Raw genomic sequence first — 18102 nt, 5'->3', positions numbered from 1 at the left:
AATATAGAGAAATAATTAAAAAATTACAAAAAATGTATTTTTTAATTACTTACATCAATGGGTGAAAATTTACAAATATAAATGGAATAGCCTACTTAAAGCTTAAAGTTCTTCTGCCAGGTTTACTAAAAATCCTTTCAGTTTTTCTAATGAATCAATAATCTTTTGATTCTCTTTAACACCTGTTTTATTGTTCTTCAAATAGTCTTTAGCCCCTTTTAATGTAAAACCTTTTTCGTCAACCAGATTGAAAATAATTTTTAAGTTTTCAATATCTTCTGGCGTAAAAAGGCGGTTGCCTTTTTTATTTTTTTTAGGCTGGAGGATATCGAATTCTTTCTCGTAAAAACGGATCTGCGATGCGTTGACATTAAACATTTCAGTCACCTCACCCATGGTATAATACATTTTATTAATGTCTCTTTCTTTATACGGCATATTTTGTGATTGATTATGAGTGTCTTATATCGATTAATTAAAGTATTCAAATGTAGCTCGATTTTTCCTTATTAACGCAATAAAATTTTAATTTTGTTCCCTCCAATAATATTGAAATGACAGCAAAAGAGATTAGACAGGCATTCCTTAGTTTTTTTGAATCAAAACAACATCACGTTGTTCCTTCCGCACCCATTGTGGTTAAAAACGACCCAACTTTAATGTTTACAAATGCGGGCATGAACCAATTTAAAGATCTGTTTTTAGGGGAGGCGGCCATAAAATATTCTCGTGTTGCCGATACCCAACGCTGTTTACGTGTTTCGGGCAAACATAACGACCTGGAAGAGGTGGGAATCGATACTTACCACCACACCATGTTCGAAATGTTGGGCAATTGGAGCTTTGGCGATTATTTCAAAAAAGAAGCCATTGCCTGGAGTTGGGAATTACTGACCGAAGTTTACAAAATCCCGAAAGAAAAATTATATGTTACCTATTTCGAAGGCGACGAAAAAGAAGGACTGGAAAAAGACCAGGAAGCTTACGATCTGTGGAAACAATATGTTGATGAAAGCCATATTTTGCCCGGAAACAAAAAAGACAATTTTTGGGAAATGGGTGATACTGGACCATGTGGGCCATGTTCTGAAATCCATGTAGATTGCCGTACCGATGAAGAAAAAGCTTTAGTTGATGGTGCTACCCTGGTAAATGCAGATCATCCGCAGGTAATCGAAATCTGGAATAATGTATTTATGCAGTTTAACCGTTTAAAAAATGGTTCATTGCAAAGCTTACCTGCTAAACACGTTGATACTGGAATGGGTTTTGAACGTTTAGTACGTGTTTTACAGGAGAAAACCTCTAACTATGATACCGATGTTTTCCAACCGATGATTCAATTTATTGCAGAAAAATCGGGTATTAAATATGGTGCCGACGAGAAAACCGATATTGCCATGCGTGTTATGGCCGATCACATCCGTGCCATTTCCTTTGTTATTGCCGATGGTCAATTACCTTCTAATAATAAAGCAGGTTATGTAATCCGTAGGATTTTACGCCGTGCCGTACGTTATGCTTATACGTTTTTAAACTTTAAGGAGCCATTTTTAAATCAATTGGTTCCTTTATTGGCCGATCAGTTTAAAGGTGTGTTCGATGAACTGATTTCACAACAGGATTTTGTGCAAAAAGTGGTGCTGGAAGAAGAGGTTTCTTTTCTTAGAACTTTATCAACAGGAATACAGCGTTTCGAAAAATACAAGGCCACTAATGATATGGTAGAAGGGGCTTTTGCTTTCGAATTATCAGACACCTTTGGCTTTCCTATCGATTTAACGGAGCTAATGGCTAGAGAAAAAGGCTGGAGTGTTGATTTGGTTGGCTACGAACAGGCCTTGAAAAAACAAAAAGACGATAGCCGTGCCGCAACAGCTATTGATACAGGTGATTGGATTGTAGTAAATACAGACGATCAAAGTGAGTTTGTAGGCTATGATGACTTAGAAATCGAAACCGAAATTTTAAAATATCGTAAAGTAAAAGCCAAAGGCAAAGAACAATACCAGCTAGTTTTACGCCAAACACCTTTCTATGCAGAAAGTGGTGGCCAGGTAGGAGATACAGGCCGTTTGGAAGACCATAGTCGCCAGTTTTGGGTAGACATTACAGATACTAAAAAGAGAATGGCTTAACTGTTCATTTTACCGATATCCTGCCAGATAATTTAGATGGTAAATTTTGGGCTGTTGTAGATGAAGATAAACGTATTTTAACTGAAGATAACCACTCTGCAACACATTTATTGCATGCAGCCCTTAAACAGGTTTTAGGCAAACATGTTAATCAGAAAGGTTCGTTGGTTAATGCAGATTATCTGCGTTTCGATTTTTCTCACTTTGCTAAAGTAACCGATGAAGAATTAGCACAGATTGAGATCATTGTGAATCAGAAAATCCGTCAGAATATTAAGTTAAAGGAACAACGTAACGTTCCGTATCAAGATGCTATTGAAAGCGGTGTAACAGCTCTATTTGGCGAAAAATATGGCGATTTTGTCCGCATGATTACCTTTGACGATCATTTTTCTAAAGAACTTTGCGGTGGTACACATGTAAAAGCTACAGGGCAGATAGGCTCGTTCAAAATTATTTCTGAGAGTGCAGTTGCAGCTGGTGTTCGCCGCATAGAAGCCATTACTGCTGATAAAGCTGAGCAATATTTCTTAGACCAAAGAAAAGAACTTGGCCATTTAAAAACATTACTCAATGGAAGTAAAGATTTATCTGCGTCTGTTCAGGCTTTATTGGATGAAAATGCAAAACTGAAAAAGGAAATTGAGAAGTCTACAATAGAACGTGTAAATACCTTAAAACATGAAATCGTACATCATGTAAGGGGGATTAATGGTATTAACCTGATTGCTAAACATATCGACCTGCAAAGTGCCGAGGCTGTTAAAAATCTAGCTTTCTCTTTGAAAGATATGGTTGATAACCTGTTTCTGGTTTTTACTACAGAAATTGATGGTAAACCAGGAATAACCGTAATGCTTTCCGATCACCTGGTGAAAAAAGGATTAAATGCTTCAAATATTGTGCGCGAATTGGGTAAGGAGATTCAAGGTGGTGGTGGAGGACAACCTTTTTATGCTACTGCAGGAGGTAAAAACCCAGCAGGATTAAAAGTTGTATTGGAAAAAGCAGAAAATTTCATTCCTCATCACTAATAAAAATCATACAATAGCTATGAAATAAATCCGGAGTGACATTATTAAAATAAAAAAGAGGCCCTAAAGCCTCTTTTTTATTTTAATGTCTACCATGACCATGTTTTTCTCGGTGTCCTCTGGAGAACAAACTCGCATTCACATTCCTATCGTGGTACCTATTATCTTCTCTGTAGTTTCTGTAGTTATTTCGTGGATAATCGTATCTCATTCTGTCTCTACCACCATAAGAGCCACGGTAATAATTATTACGGCTAACGTAGGTAACCCTATGGGTGTTATAATTGCGGTACGGGCTGTTTCCATACATTACAATTTTTCTTCCATGATGCAGGTCGTAACCTCTATATCTTGCTGGTAAATATCTCGATCTTGTCCACCTGTTTCCGCTTAAATAAACAAACTGCCTTTGAGGGACACAATAATAAGATTGAACTTCCGGAAGGTAATAATAATTAACATTTTCGTAACCTGTAGGAACCCAAGCTGGTTGAGCACCAATATTTACATTAATACTTACTTGAGCGTTAGATTGATTAGATGTTAAAGCCACGATACCCAAAATCGCGGAGATAATAAATAACTTTTTCATAATAATCTATTTTATTTGTGTGTACTTCAACAATTCAAACGCTGTGCCAAAACTTCTATTGTAACAGATATATAAAAAAAGGAGCTTCAAATGCTCCTTTTAGATTTATTAATCCTTTCCTTTACCATTTCCATGGCCTTTACCATTTCCATGACCTTTTCCCTTATTCTGTTCTCCGTAAATTTTTTTAGCCTGTCCTGGAGGCATGCCATGAGGATGTCCTTTTACAACATAATATTTGCTATCACGGCTATCTCTAATTACAAACTGACCTTTATTGCCTTTATATTTGGCATATTTTATTTTATCGTTTTTGAAATTTAGATAGGGCCTAGGTGAATTAATTACGACTTTATAGCCATTATATAAATCATAATTGCCATATCTCGCGGGTAAAGAGTTAGCAAAAATCCATTCGTTTCCGTTTAAATAAACAAACTGTTTTCGCGGAACATAATAATAACTCTCTATATCAGGGAGATAGTAATAATCAACATGGTCATAACCTGTTGGTCCCCAAAGCGGCTGCGAACCGATGTTAATATTCACATTTAACTGTGCTTTCGCGGGGATGCTGAATAATGAAACCATCATCAATACAGCCATTAAAAATAATTTTTTCATAATCAATTCATTTAGTTTTTATAGCCAAACCACGTGCCAAAAGTGGGGCACAAAAAAAAGAGCTCCATTTGAAGCTCCTTTTTTACAATTAAATATTTAATGATGCTCGTTACCGCGGCCTTGATTATTATTTCTTTCAGGATGGTTATTATCGCCTCTGTTATTGTTTCTCTGTTCATTGTTTCGGCCAGGTCTTAAATTTTGATTTACCCTTACAACAGTTTTCTCCCTACGTACAGGGCGTTTATTATTAATCACTACAGTTTTATTCCCATTATAGTTTGGATGCCCTTTTACTACATAGTATTTGGTATCACGGCTATCTCTTATAATGCTTTGGCGACCACCGTAATTTTTATATTTACTGTATCTGGCAACATAGATATTGTTTCTTAAATAAGGTTTTGGCTCATTAATCACCACTTTATAAGTACGATATACATCAAAGTTTCTATATTGGGCAGGCAGACTACTTACCCAAACCCAATGTCTTCCATTCGGATAAATGTATTGTGCAGTAGGTACATAATAATAGGCATTAATGTCCGGGAAATAATAATAATCTACATGGTTGTATCCTGTTGGCCCCAAACTGGCTGCGAACCAATATTGATATTTAAACTAATCTGCGCTTTTGCATTATTTATGCTGAATAATGAAACCATCAGAACTGCAGCAAATAAAACTAACTTTTTCATAATGTTTTTTAATTAAAGGTTTCTTATGTGTGTTGCTGGGATAGACAGGGCTAATGGACTCTGGTTTAATCAGCATCATTCCATTTAACATTCTTTAACGATTGTGTGTGCTATTGAGTAAATTTACTCAATTTACTGAGTAATTTGTAAAAAATGATGTAATAGTCTTATTTACAGTGTTTTATTGAGTAATTTTTAATGCCAAAACTAGTAAATGAAGCTTACTTTATATTATATAATTAATTAAAATTTAGTTAGGCATTTTGAATTACTTAATACATTGAGTAAATTTACTCAATATATTGAGTAAATTGTTAAATATGTTTCAAAGATCTTATTTACAGAAACTTAAAAAGGTTATGAATGAACCAAAAAGGTTTATTCAAGTCCTTGTGGGGCCAAGGCAAGTAGGTAAAACAACATTGATCGGTCAACTGGTCAAGGAAATTAATACGCCTTATATATTCGAATCTGCGGATGCAGTTGCTGCTTCGGATAAGACCTGGATAGAACTGATATGGTTTAATACCAGAGAACTATTAAAAGAACCTGGCATTGATGAATATCTTCTTGTGATTGATGAAATTCAGAAAATTGATAATTGGAGTGAAATTGTGAAGCGCTTGTGGGATGAAGACATACGAAATGGGGTAAACTTAAAAGTAATTTTATTGGGGTCTTCCAGACTGCTAATTCAACAAGGATTAACAGAATCATTAGCAGGGAGGTTCGAATTAACTTATTTAGGACATTGGAGCTTTGCTGAAATGGAAAGTGCTTTTGGTTTTACTGCCGAACAATACGTATGGTTTGGCGGCTATCCAGGCGCCGCAGACCTCATCAACGACGAAGAGCGGTGGAAAAATTATGTCTCAAATGCTTTGATAGAAACCAGTATTTCAAAAGATATTTTAATGCTCACCCGTGTAGATAAACCTGCTTTAATGAAGCGCTTGTTTGAATTGGGTTGTCTATATTCCAGTCAGATATTGTCTTTCACCAAAATACTAGGTCAGCTCTCTGATGCAGGTAATACCACAACATTGTCTCATTATTTACAATTATTAGATACAGCGGGTCTATTGGGCGGGATTGAAAAATTTGCTGCTGATGTGATCCGTAAACGTTCATCCAGTCCAAAATTCCAAGTGCATAACAATGCTTTAGTAAGCGCTCAAAGAAGTGAATTCTTTGAAGAGATAAAAAAACAACCAATAGAATGGGGGAGAATGGTAGAATCATCAATAGGTGCACATTTATTAAATTTCTCATTTGTAGAAGGTTATAAAGTGTTTTATTGGCGGCACAGAAACGATGAAGTAGATTTTATTTTAGAGAAACGAGGTAAAATAATTGGTATAGAAGTTAAAAGTACAGGCCAGATTACGGGTACTTCGGGAATGGATGCTTTTAACAAAATGTATAAGCCCGATAAAATACTTTTAGTTGGAGCAGGTGGGTTGCCTTGGCAAGAATTTCTAAAAATTTCTCCATCGAGCCTTTTTTAAGGAAAGACTAAATAATAACTATATTTGACACATTAATATTTAACCATAGATTAAATCTGTATTGAACAGTACAAGCTGTGGTTAATAAAACTTATAATAACACGAAGCTTTAAATGCCTTTACAAGAAACAAGCCCCCAAACTGCTTTCGAACTCGTTTCTGGACTAGAAATCCATGTTCAGTTAAATACCAATACTAAAATATTTTCTGCTGATAGTGCATCTTTCGGGGCTTTACCCAATCAAAATATATCTACGGTTTCACTGGCATTGCCTGGAGCCTTACCCAAGTTAAACAAAGAAGTAGTAGCAAAAGCTATCCGTATAGGTTTAGCTCTAAACTGTACCATTAACCAGACCAACCATTTCGACCGGAAAAACTATTTCTATGCCGACCTGCCGAAAGGGTATCAGATTACGCAAGATAACCAACCAATCTGTGTAAATGGTTTTTTGGAACTTCAATTGGCTGATGGCAGTACAAAGAAAATCGGAATTAATCGCATTCACCTAGAAGAAGACGCTGGAAAAAGTATTCATGATCAGGACGATAACTATTCGTTGGTTGATTTAAACCGTGCAGGGGTGCCGTTAATTGAGATTGTGACCGAACCGGATATCCGCAGTTCGGAAGAAGCTTCTGTCTTACTAAGCGAAATCAGGAAATTAGTAAGACATTTGAATGTAAGCGACGGAAATATGGAAGAAGGCAGTTTGCGATGCGATGCTAATATTTCTATACGACCACAGGGCACCACCGAATTTGGAACACGCTGCGAAGTAAAAAACCTAAACTCTATGCGTAATGTACGTAGAGCAATGGATTTCGAATTTGGCCGCCAGGTAGAAGTGATTAGTAACGGAGGAAGAATTATCCAGAGCACTTTAAACTTTGATTCCGATAAAGGAACTACTTCTCCAATGCGCACTAAAGAAGAAGCGAATGATTACCGTTATTTTTCAGATCCGGACCTTCAACCCATTTATATTTCTGATGATTGGTTAGCAGAGATTAAATCTTTAATGCCGGCTTTACCAAATGAAATTTCTCAGCAGATGATTGCTGACTTTGGGATCAGTAAAGCTGATGCAGCACTTTTTGCTGAAGATTTAGATCTGTTAAACTACTTTAACCAGGCTCAATTAGCTGTTCACAACAAAAAAAGCTTAATAAATTGGTTAATTGGTCCAATTAGAGCTGTTTTAAATGAAAAAGGGATTACGATCTCCGATTTCAAAGTAAATCCAACACAACTGGCAGAAGCCATTAATCTGGTTGATGATAAAAAAATTACACAGCAAATTGCTATTCAACAACTATTACCAGCGATTGAGTTGGAAGAAAATGCAAAAGTTGCCGATTTGGCACTATCATTAAACTTACTCATCTCTGAAAACGGAGACGAATTAAGTAGTTTTATTGATGAAGTGTTAAATAAATACCCACAACAGGTAGAAGCGTACAAGAAAGGCAAAAAGGGCGTTTTAGGTTTGTTTGTTGGCGATGTAATGAAACTAGCCAAAGGAAAAGCTGATGCTAAAAAATTAAATGAATTAATACTTGAAAAACTAAAATAATGAGACTAAAACAATTGAGCCTGATCATGCTGATCGCGATTGCCTTTACTGCATGTAAACCCAAAGATAGCTTTACAATTGATGGAACTTTCCAAAACCCTGGTAAAGAGAAGAAAGTATTTTTATATGGGATGCAGAATAGCAATATGGTTGCAATCGATTCAACTAATTTATCAGAAAAAGGTGAATTTAAATTCATCCGTAAAACCCCATCAGTTGATTTCTTTAGGGTATCGGTAGGTAATCATGAGTTTATGTTAATTGCAAAAAATGGCGACGATATTAAGTTGGAAGCTGATTTGGCCGACAAAACAATGACTTATAAAATTTCAGGGGCAAATGAAGTAGAAAAATTATCAGAACTAAATACGATTAGAAATAATTTTGCCAAACAAGTAGAGAAACTACAGGCCGATTTCGAAGCAAAAGTAGCAACACAGCCTCAAAACAGGGCGGCTGTACTAGAATCAATGAAACCTCAGTACGAATCGTACATCAATCAATTGAATATGCAGATTATAAAATTTGCTAAAGACAACAAAGGTACGCTTGCTAGTTTCTATGCCATGAATACTTTAAGTCCACAGGAATTTGAAGCAGAACTGGTGCAATTTGCTGATGAAGTTAAAGAAGAAATTAAAGGCAATGCCACGGTTGATGCTTTTGTAAAACAGATGGCACTTTTAAAAGCAGTTCAGGTAGGGCAGGTTGCTCCGGCATTTACCATTAATACAGCGGATGATAAACCTGTAAGTTTATCAGACTATAAAGGAAAATACGTATTAATCGATTTTTGGGCGTCATGGTGCCAGCCTTGCCGCCAGGAGAACCCGAACGTAGTTAAGGTGTATAATAAATATAAAAATAAGAACTTCGATATCATCGGCATATCGCTGGATACCGACAAGGCAGCATGGTTAGGTGCAGTAAAAGCTGATGGATTAACCTGGACACATGTTTCGGAATTGAAAGATTTTAACGGCGTAACGGTAAAAAAATACCAGGTGCAAGCTATTCCAACTTCTTATCTGGTTGATCCTTCTGGAAAAATAATTGCTAAAAACTTACGTGGCGATGAATTAGAGACGTTTTTAGCCAAAACGTTACTTTAAAACAAATTCCATGTTAAACTAATTTAAGTAATTAACAATTTCTTAACTTAGGCTTAACTAAATATTGCATCATAGACACTACTTTCGTAACAAATATTTAACTATGAACAACGCAGGTCAGAAAATATTAATTGTTGATGATGAACCAGATATTCTGGAGCTTATTGAATATAACCTTAAAAAAGAGGGTTATCAGGTTTTCACAGCTACCAATGGCCAAGAAGGAATTACTGTTGCGAAAAAGGTGCACCCAGATTTGATTATTCTGGATATTATGATGCCTAAAATGGATGGCATTGAGGCTTGCCGTTTAATGCGTGCAATACCTGAATTCAAAAATACATTTATGGTTTTCTTAACCGCCAGAAGTGAAGAGTATTCTGAAATTGCTGGTTTTAATGTAGGTGCTGATGATTATATCGCAAAACCAATTAAACCACGTGCTTTAGTTAGTCGCATTAATGCGATTTTAAGGCGGAATACAGGAACAGAAGAAGTATCTGAAAACAAATTGGAAATTGGCGATTTAGTAATCGACCGTGAAGCTTATTTGGTTTTTCAAGGCGGTAACAAAGTGGTATTGGCGAAAAAAGAATTTGAGCTTTTATATCTGCTGGCATCAAAACCAGGAAAAGTTTATACCCGCGAATCGATCCTTAAAAATATCTGGGAAGATTCGGTAGTAGTAACCAATAGAACTATTGATGTTCACATCCGTAAACTAAGGGAAAAATTAGGCGAAACTTATGTATCAACCGTAAAAGGAGTAGGTTATAAGTTTGAGCTATCTTAAATAGCTTTACCATAGATAACACAGATTAGCACAGATTTTTCTGGTGATTAATCTGTGTTTTTTATGCATCGTAAATTAATTCCAGAAACAACCCGATAGATCGGGTTCAGGAGGACAACAGTCCTAAAAAATCGGCATGCTGCCCCGAATATTCGAGATCAGCATCTTTCTTAATTGAGTCCCTGAAATAAATTCAGGGTCAGGCTCACCTTAAAAAAATAAAATCGTATTTTTGCGCTTCATTAATTACAGCACAGTTTGAAGTTTCCAAATTTTAAAGACCTTATTCTTTTCGAAGACAATGATTTTATTGTGATCAATAAACCTCCATTTTTAGCCTCGCTCGATGAACGTGGAGGATCTGGAGAAACCAATGTATTACGCTTGGCCAAACAGTATAGTGATGATGCGCAGGTTTGTCACCGTTTGGATAAAGAAACTTCTGGTGCTCTAATCATTGCAAAAAATCCAGAAGGTTACCGCCACGCTTCTATGCAGTTCGAAAGAAGAAAGGTAAATAAGACCTATCATGCCGTGGTAGATGGACACGTCATTTTTGATGATTTAACTGTTGATCTACCTATTTTAAACGATGGAAATAAAAATGTAACCATTGATAGGGCTGAAGGTAAACGTGCAGAAACGATATTCAATTCTTTAAAATACTACAAACACTATACTTTGGTAGAGTGTAAACCGATTACCGGTAGAATGCACCAAATCCGTATTCACCTGGCGACACAAAGAGCAGCCATTGTTGGTGATGATATGTACAAAGGGAAACCTGTTTTTCTTTCATCAATAAAGAGAGGATATAAATTAGCCAAAGGCGAAGAGGAGCAGCCCATTATGAAACGTTTCGCATTACATGCCAGACATTTGGTTTTTAAAGGATTAGATGACAAAGATATTGTGATTGATGCACCATACCCAAAAGATTTTGCAACTTTAATTAAGCTATTGGATAAATTTGATGCTTAAAACAGCCCTTTAAATTGGCGCGTTTCGTTGTTTTTCTTACTTTTGGTATTCGCCCTCTATTAAAAAACAATAGAATGTACATCAGATTTGTAAATTACCTTGATAAGATTAACCAGTACCGAAAATCTAAAATATCAAACCGTAATTTCTTAATTATCCTTGCTGTAATTGTCGGGATTTTAGCAGGACTCGCAGCTGCCGTTTTAAAAAGTTTAACCCACCATATCGAAGAATTTCTTCAATCAGACTGGCACTGGAAATATAAATACTATTTGTACTTTATATTTCCGATGATCGGTATTTTTCTAACGGTTTTGTACATCAAATACTTTATCCGTAAAACAAAATTCGAAACAGGTTTAACCCCTTTACTTTATGCCATTTCGAAAAAATCGAGTAAGGTAGAAGCACATAATATTTATTCGCAGATTATTACTGCAGCCGTTACGGTAGGTTTTGGTGGTTCAACAGGTTTGGAGGCACCAATTGTTACCAGTGGATCGGCAATAGGCTCTAATCTTGGTCGTGTTTTGGGCTTGTCATACCGCGAAATTACCATGCTGGTAGCCTGTGGTGCAGCCGCTGGTATTGCAGGGGCATTTAATAGCCCGGTTGCTGGGATTGTTTTTGCCATCGAGATTCTATTGCCAGAGTTTACCATTCCGGCATTTATTCCCCTTCTGTTATCGGCCGCAACGGCAGCGGTAGTGGCAAGATTATTTTATACCCAACAGCTTTTCTTTCTGGTTACAGAAGGGTGGAAGATAAATGCTTTATTCTATTATGTAATACTGGCTTGTTTTATTGGTTTGTTTTCAATCTATTTTACCAAAGCAAATTATGCGGTAAAAGGATTATTCTATAAAATAAAACATCCTTATACCAAAGTAATTGTAGGCGGTTTAATGCTTGGCGCTTTGGTATTTCTATTTCCTACGCTATATGGTGAAGGGTATATCACAATAAAAGGCTTACTAAAGGGTGATTATCATACGGTAATCAATAATAGTATTTTTGCCGATTATAGCTCAATTTCGGCCGTGGTAGTACTGTTTACGGTAGTGACCATTTTTATGAAATCAATTGCCACCCTTGTTACCTTAGGTGCAGGTGGTAATGGTGGTACATTTGCGCCCAGTTTAATTATGGGCGGGTTAATCGGGTTTATATTTGCTTATGTCGTGAATTTATCGGGAATAGCGCAATTGAATGTTTCGAACTTTATTGTTGCAGGCATGGCTGCTGCTTTAGGCTCGATTATGCATGCCCCATTAACGGGTATCTTCCTGATTGCCGAAATTACTGGGGGATATGTTTTAATGGTGCCTTTGATGATAACCACTGCGATTTCTTACGCCATTAACCGCAGCTCGCAAAAACATTCTATTTATACCAAAGCACTGGCCGATAAGGGAGAGTTATTATCTCATGAGGATAAGGATACAACGGTTTTAAACCAGATGAAGCTAAAGTATTTGATCGAGAAAACCTATCCTCAATTATATATGAACGATCTGATTTCAGTTAAGATGAACGAGATTATGCAATCGCATAAAAACATTTGTGCTGTAACAGACGAACTGGGCGATTTTAAGGGGATAATTTACATGGAAGAACTATTTAATGAGATGATCAATCATCCTGATAAGGGGAATTTAAGAGCTTCTCATTTGGTTCAGCCTGCACCGAATACGATTACAGAAAATGATGACCTTAAAATGGTACTGGAGAAAATGGAACAGGATAATGTATGGATTTTACCAGTGCTTACCGTGCAGAACCAATATTTAGGCTTTGTCTCTAAAACAGCAATTTTTAATAAATACAGGGCGTTGCTGATGAGGCAGAATGATTATATGGGGTAGGTCTAAACACGATACTGAAAATGATTCGTGAAGACACAAGCCATGGTTGTTAGAGCTTATCGAAGACTTTATAATAGAAAACAAAAAATATTTTTCCTTAGACAGGCTCAGGATGACAATATTTTTTGTTTTCTACTTAATTTAAAGGCGCTAACACTTTAACTTACTCAGCTCTCTTTAAACCAAACTTTTCAATTTTACTATATAAGTGACTTCTTTGGATATCAATTTCATCAGCTGTTTTTGATACATTCCAGTTGTTTTTTTCCAGTTTGAATTTGATGAATTCACGTTCCGCGTGATCTTTATAATCCTGAAAATTATTGAAAGAATCGAAAGAAGAAGACAGGCTCAATCCACCGGCACCCGGAATCTGCGCACTGCTTGCGGCGCCAATATTTGTACCACCACCTGGATTAGCAAAGGCACGCACGTCATTTTCGGTAATAACCTTATCGCTTAAAATAATCAAACGCTCAATCATATTGTGTAACTCACGTACATTACCTGTCCAAGGCAAAGCTTTTAAGGCGGCCATTCCACCATCGTTTATTTTCTTAACGGGCATTCCATAATCGCTGCAGATACTTTCTAAAAAGTTCTGGGCAATAACAGGAATATCATCAGTTCGCTCTGTTAAATGTGGAACATGGATATTGATTACATTTAACCGATGGTACAAATCCATACGGAAGTTACCATCTTCAATTTCTTTCAATAAATCTTTATTGGTTGCTGCTAAAACGCGAACATTTACTTCAATTTCCTTTTCACCACCCACACGCGAAATTTTATGTTCTTGCAAAGCACGTAAAACTTTTGCCTGGGCAGAGAGGCTCATATCGCCAATCTCGTCTAAAAATAAAGTTCCACCATTAGCCAGCTCAAATTTACCGATACGTTGCTTAACAGCAGAGGTAAATGAACCTTTCTCGTGACCAAACAATTCACTTTCAATCAGCTCTGATGGAATAGCAGCACAATTTACCTCAATTAAAGGACTATCGGCACGGTTCGATTTTTCGTGTAACCAACGGGCTACCAATTCTTTACCGCTACCATTTGCACCAGTAATTAATACACGGGCTTCGGTAGGCGCAACACGCTCAATGGTTTCCTTAATTTTAGAAATACTTTCCGATTCGCCTAAAATCTCACGGGTTTTACTTGCTTTACGTTTTAAAACCTTGGTTTCGGTAACTAAATTTCCCCTGTCTAAACCATTACGGACAGTAATCAGTAAACGGTTTAAATCAGGTGGTTTCGAAATAAAATCAAAAGCTCCTTTTTTACTGGCTTCAATTGCAGTTTCAACTGTTCCATGACCAGATATCATAATGAATGGTAAATCTGGTTTAATGATCTGTGCCTGTTCGAGCACTTCCATACCATCCATCTTATTCATCTTGATATCGCAAAGTACCAGATCGAAATTTCCTTTTTTGATCATTTCGAGACCGTCAATACCGTTATCGATATCTTCAACATCGTAATTCTCATACTCTAGAATTTCGCGTAAGGTACTCCTTATCGCACGCTCATCGTCAATTATTAATAATTTAGCCATTAGAGATGTATTCTTTAATTTTGAAATGCGAATATATTATTTTTTAATTAATGTATAGTTTTTTATACAATTTCTACGCTATAAACCTGAAAAGGACTGAAAGGTTTTAATCTTAGTAGGAATAATCAAGTTTAAATTTGCTAAGATCTGTTCGGTGCATTTTCTTGCGGTTTAATTCTACTTCATAAATGCTTTTGCCCAAGTTCTTCATAAAGGGGAAACAAACAGTATCGTATTCATATTTATTGTCGTTAAATATACCATCTTCGTTGCTTTGTACCACCGCCGTTAAGAAATACTCAATTCTATTTTTAAAATCAACGAAATAAGAATTATCAATGATGTAGCCATAGCTATCACCATACTTGTTAAAAATTCTAATGTTTGGGGCTGGTGTTATCTTTTCTCTTCCATAATACAGCATCTTCGCATAGGTTGTCCAAAATTCTTTATGATCGTATTTAGGATAATCGCTTTCCGTTGGATATTTGCTCATGTAGGTATAAATCAACTTATAATCTTCTGCAGTCAGGTTAAACCTTTCATTAGTTGGAAAAGCCTCAGGAAAAATTAATTTCTGCATCAGTTTTTGTTGATCATTGATGGCAAAGGCATTTTTTCCTGCCAAACTAAATGGTTTATTTACCAATTTATCGGCACTGTCCAAATAGCCTTTACCCATTACCAGATTAGTTAGCTGCAGTTCGTAGTCTTTTGGATCGTATTGTGCCGGTTGATCATACACCAATTGACTGCCATTGTAAAATTTAATAGGGTTGGTGTGTTTGGCCGATTCTCCGGCATCACCAATGGCCAAGCGGTTTAAAATGCGACTATCGTTTAATCCATTTGCTTTCAATTTTTCGTTAATTTCTGCCCGGCCGATAAATTCGAATAAACGGTTAAAGGCATCGTTATCGCTGGTAAGCAAAATCTTTTTAACGTAATGTTCTATCGATGGAAGCCCATTTTTAGCACTTGTGTCTGTTAAAACTTTCGTTTGCCCTTTATAGGCACTATCGGTAATCATGGTACTTTTAGCTGTTAATCCCGTGTTTTTTAACCGGTTTATTTTCTCTAGGGCAAAAATCACTGCAGCGAGTTTAACAGTACTTGCAGGGTAAAAATAATGGTGCGGATCTAAATTATAGCTAAACGTTTTAAAAGTAGGTCTATTTTTTACATCACGGTTAACCTGGGTATAAAGGATTTGAACCTGGTTTTTATCAGGATGGTTAAGTATTGAAGAAAAAAGTTCTGGTTTGGTTTCCATTAGTTTCCTAAGAAAAACAGTATCGGTTTTTTGTGCCATAGCAAATATACTGATTGACGAAAATGCAATAATTAAAATCCTTTTCATGAGTAGAAATTTGATTCCTAATTTAGCTTTTTCTATTAAAATCACCATTTTCCATCATCCATTTTACATGTTGTTTAATTTTGTTACTTTTGCAGCGCTTTTGGTTTCCGGCTTTACATCCGGGATTAAAAGGGAATACAGTGTAAATCTGTAACTGTCCCGCAGCTGTAAGCTCTATAACGTTTTTCAATTCTTAAGTCACTGCCCAATTAACTACTGAGCGGGAAGACAGAAAAAACGGGAGTAAGTCAGAAGACCTGCCTTTAGCGTTTAATTTCATAGCTTTCGGGGATTGAAGCTTGGATTGAGATATTAACGTTGTTCGTATTTTCATTTCCTTTTCTAATCTGTTGGCTGTGGGCAAAACTCACAATCAAATGAACAAAAAAAGTATGCTAACTGTAGCAGGGCTGGGGCTCGCACAGTTAATGATTGGCCAGGTGGCTAATGCTCAAACTCAAGATAGTTTGCAGCTCAAAGATGTTGTAATTTCTGCAACAAAAAATGACCAGAAACAATCTCAGACTGGAAAAGTGGTCACTATCATCAGTCGCGAAGTATTGGATCGCAGTAACGGGAAATCATTGCCAGAACTTATTAGTGAGCAGGCAGGGATTATTGTAGCAGGCGCAAGCAGCAACCCAGGATTAAACAAATCGGTATTTTTTAGGGGTGCAGGAAGTGCTTATGCAGTGGTTTTAATTGATGGTATTGTACAGAACGATCCATCAGGAAACGGAGGTGCATTCGATTTAAGATTGATTTCTATTGATCAGATTGATCACATCGAAATTTTAAGAGGCGGCCAGTCTACCATTTATGGTTCTGATGCCGTTGCAGGGGTAATCAATATTATCACCAAAAAAGGTGGCCCAAAAGGAAATACCATTTATGGTGTGGCCAGTGCAGGGAGTTACGAAACTTATAAAGGAACCATTGGTTTAAACGGTGGAGTTGAAGGTTTTTCTTATAATATTAACTATACCCATGCTAAAACCGATGGGATTTCAGAAGCAGCAACCCCAATGGGAAGTGCAGCTATATTTGATAAAGATGGTTTCAAAACCGATGCTCTAAATGCGAACTTCGGAATCAAATTGGATAATCATTTCTCTGTAAATCCATTTGTGCGTTATTATTATGGCAATTATAAATTTGATGGTGGTGCTTTTACCGATGCAAACAATTATTCGATTTTGAAAAACTTTGCTGCAGGTACTAATGCCAAATATGAATTTGCTACCGGTAAAGTAACCTTGAACTATAGTTTTGAAAGCACCAGAAACGATGCACACAGCCAATATCCTAGTGTTAACGAAGGTCGCGTATCGTTGTTGGATTTATTCTACAACCAAAAATTGGGAAATAAATTAGATTTATTGGTGGGTATCGATAACCGCGTGATGAAATTATCATCAGCAACCAATAAACCGGAAACCAATATTTTTGCTGCTTATGGATCTTTATTCTTACACGATTTAAGTGTATTTAATCTTGAAGTTGGCGGACGTTACAATAAACACGAACAATATGGCGAAAACTATACTTACTCAATTACCCCAAGTATCAACATCATTAAGGAAATAAAGTTATTTGGAACTGTTTCAACAGCATTTAAAGTGCCTACCTTGAACATGCTTTTTGGTCAGTTTGGTGCTAATTTGAACTTAAAGCCTGAGAAATCGAAGAATTACGAAGCTGGTGTTAATTTTAGCTTTGCTGACGACAAATTTAGCTTACGTTTAGCAGGTTATAAGCGAGATTTAACCGATGCAATCATTTATGCTTATCCTAATGGATATATTAACCAGGTAAGTCAGAAAACCAAAGGTTTCGAGGTTGAACCAGCAGTTAAATTCAGTGTGTTCAATATCAATGGTTATTATGCTTACGTAGAAGGGAATGAGTTCAATTTTGTTGATAATGCGGTTGCCAACTATCTTTTCCGCAGACCAAAACATACATTTGGGATCACTGCAGGTGCGCAGGCTACGAGCAATTTATATGTAAGCGCAAATTACCGTTACTTTGGTAAACGTAACGATGGTAATTTTACGACTTACACGGTAGATAATTTACCTGCTTATAAATTGTTAAATGCTTATGCAGAATATGCTTTGGCTAAAAAACGTGTAAAACTGTTTTTTGATGCCAAAAACATCCTGAACGAAAAATACAACGAGATTATTGGTTACAATAGCTTAGGTTTCAACTTTAATACCGGAGTAATTTTTAATATACACTAATAAAATT

General features: G+C 36.4%; 14 protein-coding genes, 1 pseudogene and 1 riboswitch. Of the genes and pseudogenes, 8 read left to right on the top strand and 7 right to left on the bottom strand.

The features are described from left to right. Positions 1 to 102 precede the first annotated feature (102 nt). Entirely contained in the window at positions 103 to 438 is a 336-nt protein-coding gene (locus H9N25_RS09605) for a MerR family transcriptional regulator (RefSeq protein WP_190328726.1), read from the bottom strand. A gap of 116 nt (positions 439 to 554) precedes the next feature. Here H9N25_RS09605 and alaS point away from each other — a divergent pair. Continuing rightward, a pseudogene (alaS, locus tag H9N25_RS09600) lies at positions 555 to 3172 on the top strand (alanine--tRNA ligase). An 82-nt stretch (positions 3173 to 3254) separates the two neighbouring features. On the opposite strand, the gene H9N25_RS09595 reads toward alaS, so the two are convergent. The 4 genes from H9N25_RS09595 to H9N25_RS24970 all read right to left on the bottom strand — a co-directional run bounded on the left by H9N25_RS09595 (position 3255) and on the right by H9N25_RS24970 (position 5086). Beyond that, a complete protein-coding gene (locus H9N25_RS09595) occupies positions 3255 to 3764 on the bottom strand; it encodes a hypothetical protein (RefSeq protein WP_167294491.1) in 510 nt (169 codons plus the stop codon). A gap of 108 nt (positions 3765 to 3872) precedes the next feature. Beyond that, positions 3873 to 4388 (bottom strand): hypothetical protein, encoded by a 516-nt coding sequence (locus H9N25_RS09590; protein WP_223833687.1) that lies wholly within the window; start codon positions 4386 to 4388, stop codon positions 3873 to 3875. A 96-nt stretch (positions 4389 to 4484) separates the two neighbouring features. Continuing rightward, positions 4485 to 4979, bottom strand: a complete 495-nt coding sequence (locus H9N25_RS09585; RefSeq protein ID WP_190328725.1) for a hypothetical protein — start codon at positions 4977 to 4979, stop codon at positions 4485 to 4487. Then, positions 4952 to 5086: a hypothetical protein gene (locus H9N25_RS24970; RefSeq protein ID WP_255524615.1), complete on the bottom strand. Its 135-nt coding sequence runs from the start codon at positions 5084 to 5086 to the stop codon at positions 4952 to 4954. Before H9N25_RS24970 ends, H9N25_RS09585 begins: the two co-directional genes overlap by 28 nt. 359 nt (positions 5087 to 5445) lie before the next feature. On the opposite strand from H9N25_RS24970, the gene H9N25_RS09580 reads away from it, so the two are divergent. From H9N25_RS09580 to H9N25_RS09555, 6 genes are all read left to right on the top strand, one after another. Further along, positions 5446 to 6594, top strand: coding sequence for an ATP-binding protein (locus tag H9N25_RS09580; RefSeq protein WP_223833686.1), 1149 nt, complete (start codon positions 5446 to 5448; stop codon positions 6592 to 6594). 113 nt (positions 6595 to 6707) lie between these two features. Next, the gene (gatB, locus tag H9N25_RS09575; protein WP_190328724.1) at positions 6708 to 8171 is read left to right on the top strand and encodes an Asp-tRNA(Asn)/Glu-tRNA(Gln) amidotransferase subunit GatB; all 1464 of its coding nucleotides are present in this window, start codon (positions 6708 to 6710) and stop codon (positions 8169 to 8171) included. Further along, positions 8171 to 9283, top strand: a complete 1113-nt coding sequence (locus tag H9N25_RS09570) for a TlpA disulfide reductase family protein (protein ID WP_190328723.1) — start codon at positions 8171 to 8173, stop codon at positions 9281 to 9283. Before gatB ends, H9N25_RS09570 begins: the two co-directional genes overlap by 1 nt. A 103-nt stretch (positions 9284 to 9386) precedes the next feature. Further along, entirely contained in the window at positions 9387 to 10076 is a 690-nt protein-coding gene (locus H9N25_RS09565; RefSeq protein WP_029274338.1) for a response regulator transcription factor, read from the top strand. 258 nt (positions 10077 to 10334) lie between these two features. After that, entirely contained in the window at positions 10335 to 11057 is a 723-nt protein-coding gene (locus tag H9N25_RS09560) for an RluA family pseudouridine synthase (protein WP_167294485.1), read from the top strand. Positions 11058 to 11131: 74 nt separating this feature from the next. Further along, complete coding sequence (locus H9N25_RS09555) at positions 11132 to 12922, top strand: chloride channel protein (protein WP_190328722.1); 1791 nt, start codon at positions 11132 to 11134, stop codon at positions 12920 to 12922. Positions 12923 to 13085: 163 nt separating this feature from the next. On the opposite strand, the gene H9N25_RS09550 is transcribed toward H9N25_RS09555, so the two are convergent. After that, positions 13086 to 14489 (bottom strand): sigma-54-dependent transcriptional regulator, encoded by a 1404-nt coding sequence (locus H9N25_RS09550; protein ID WP_190328721.1) that lies wholly within the window; start codon positions 14487 to 14489, stop codon positions 13086 to 13088. 112 nt (positions 14490 to 14601) lie between these two features. Then, a complete protein-coding gene (locus tag H9N25_RS09545; RefSeq protein ID WP_190328720.1) occupies positions 14602 to 15849 on the bottom strand; it encodes a serine hydrolase in 1248 nt (415 codons plus the stop codon). An 84-nt stretch (positions 15850 to 15933) separates the two neighbouring features. Then, positions 15934 to 16128: riboswitch (cobalamin riboswitch) on the top strand. Positions 16129 to 16226: 98 nt separating this feature from the next. Between H9N25_RS09545 and H9N25_RS09540 the strand changes: the two genes are divergently transcribed. Next, the gene (locus H9N25_RS09540; RefSeq protein ID WP_167294481.1) at positions 16227 to 18095 is read left to right on the top strand and encodes a TonB-dependent receptor plug domain-containing protein; all 1869 of its coding nucleotides are present in this window, start codon (positions 16227 to 16229) and stop codon (positions 18093 to 18095) included. Positions 18096 to 18102 lie beyond the last annotated feature (7 nt).

The sequence above is a fragment of the Pedobacter riviphilus genome, from assembly GCF_014692875.1.
In the GTDB taxonomy this organism is placed as follows: domain Bacteria; phylum Bacteroidota; class Bacteroidia; order Sphingobacteriales; family Sphingobacteriaceae; genus Pedobacter; species Pedobacter riviphilus.
Note: the sequence above shows the minus strand (reverse complement) of the source record. Positions and strands in the feature narration are given on the sequence as shown.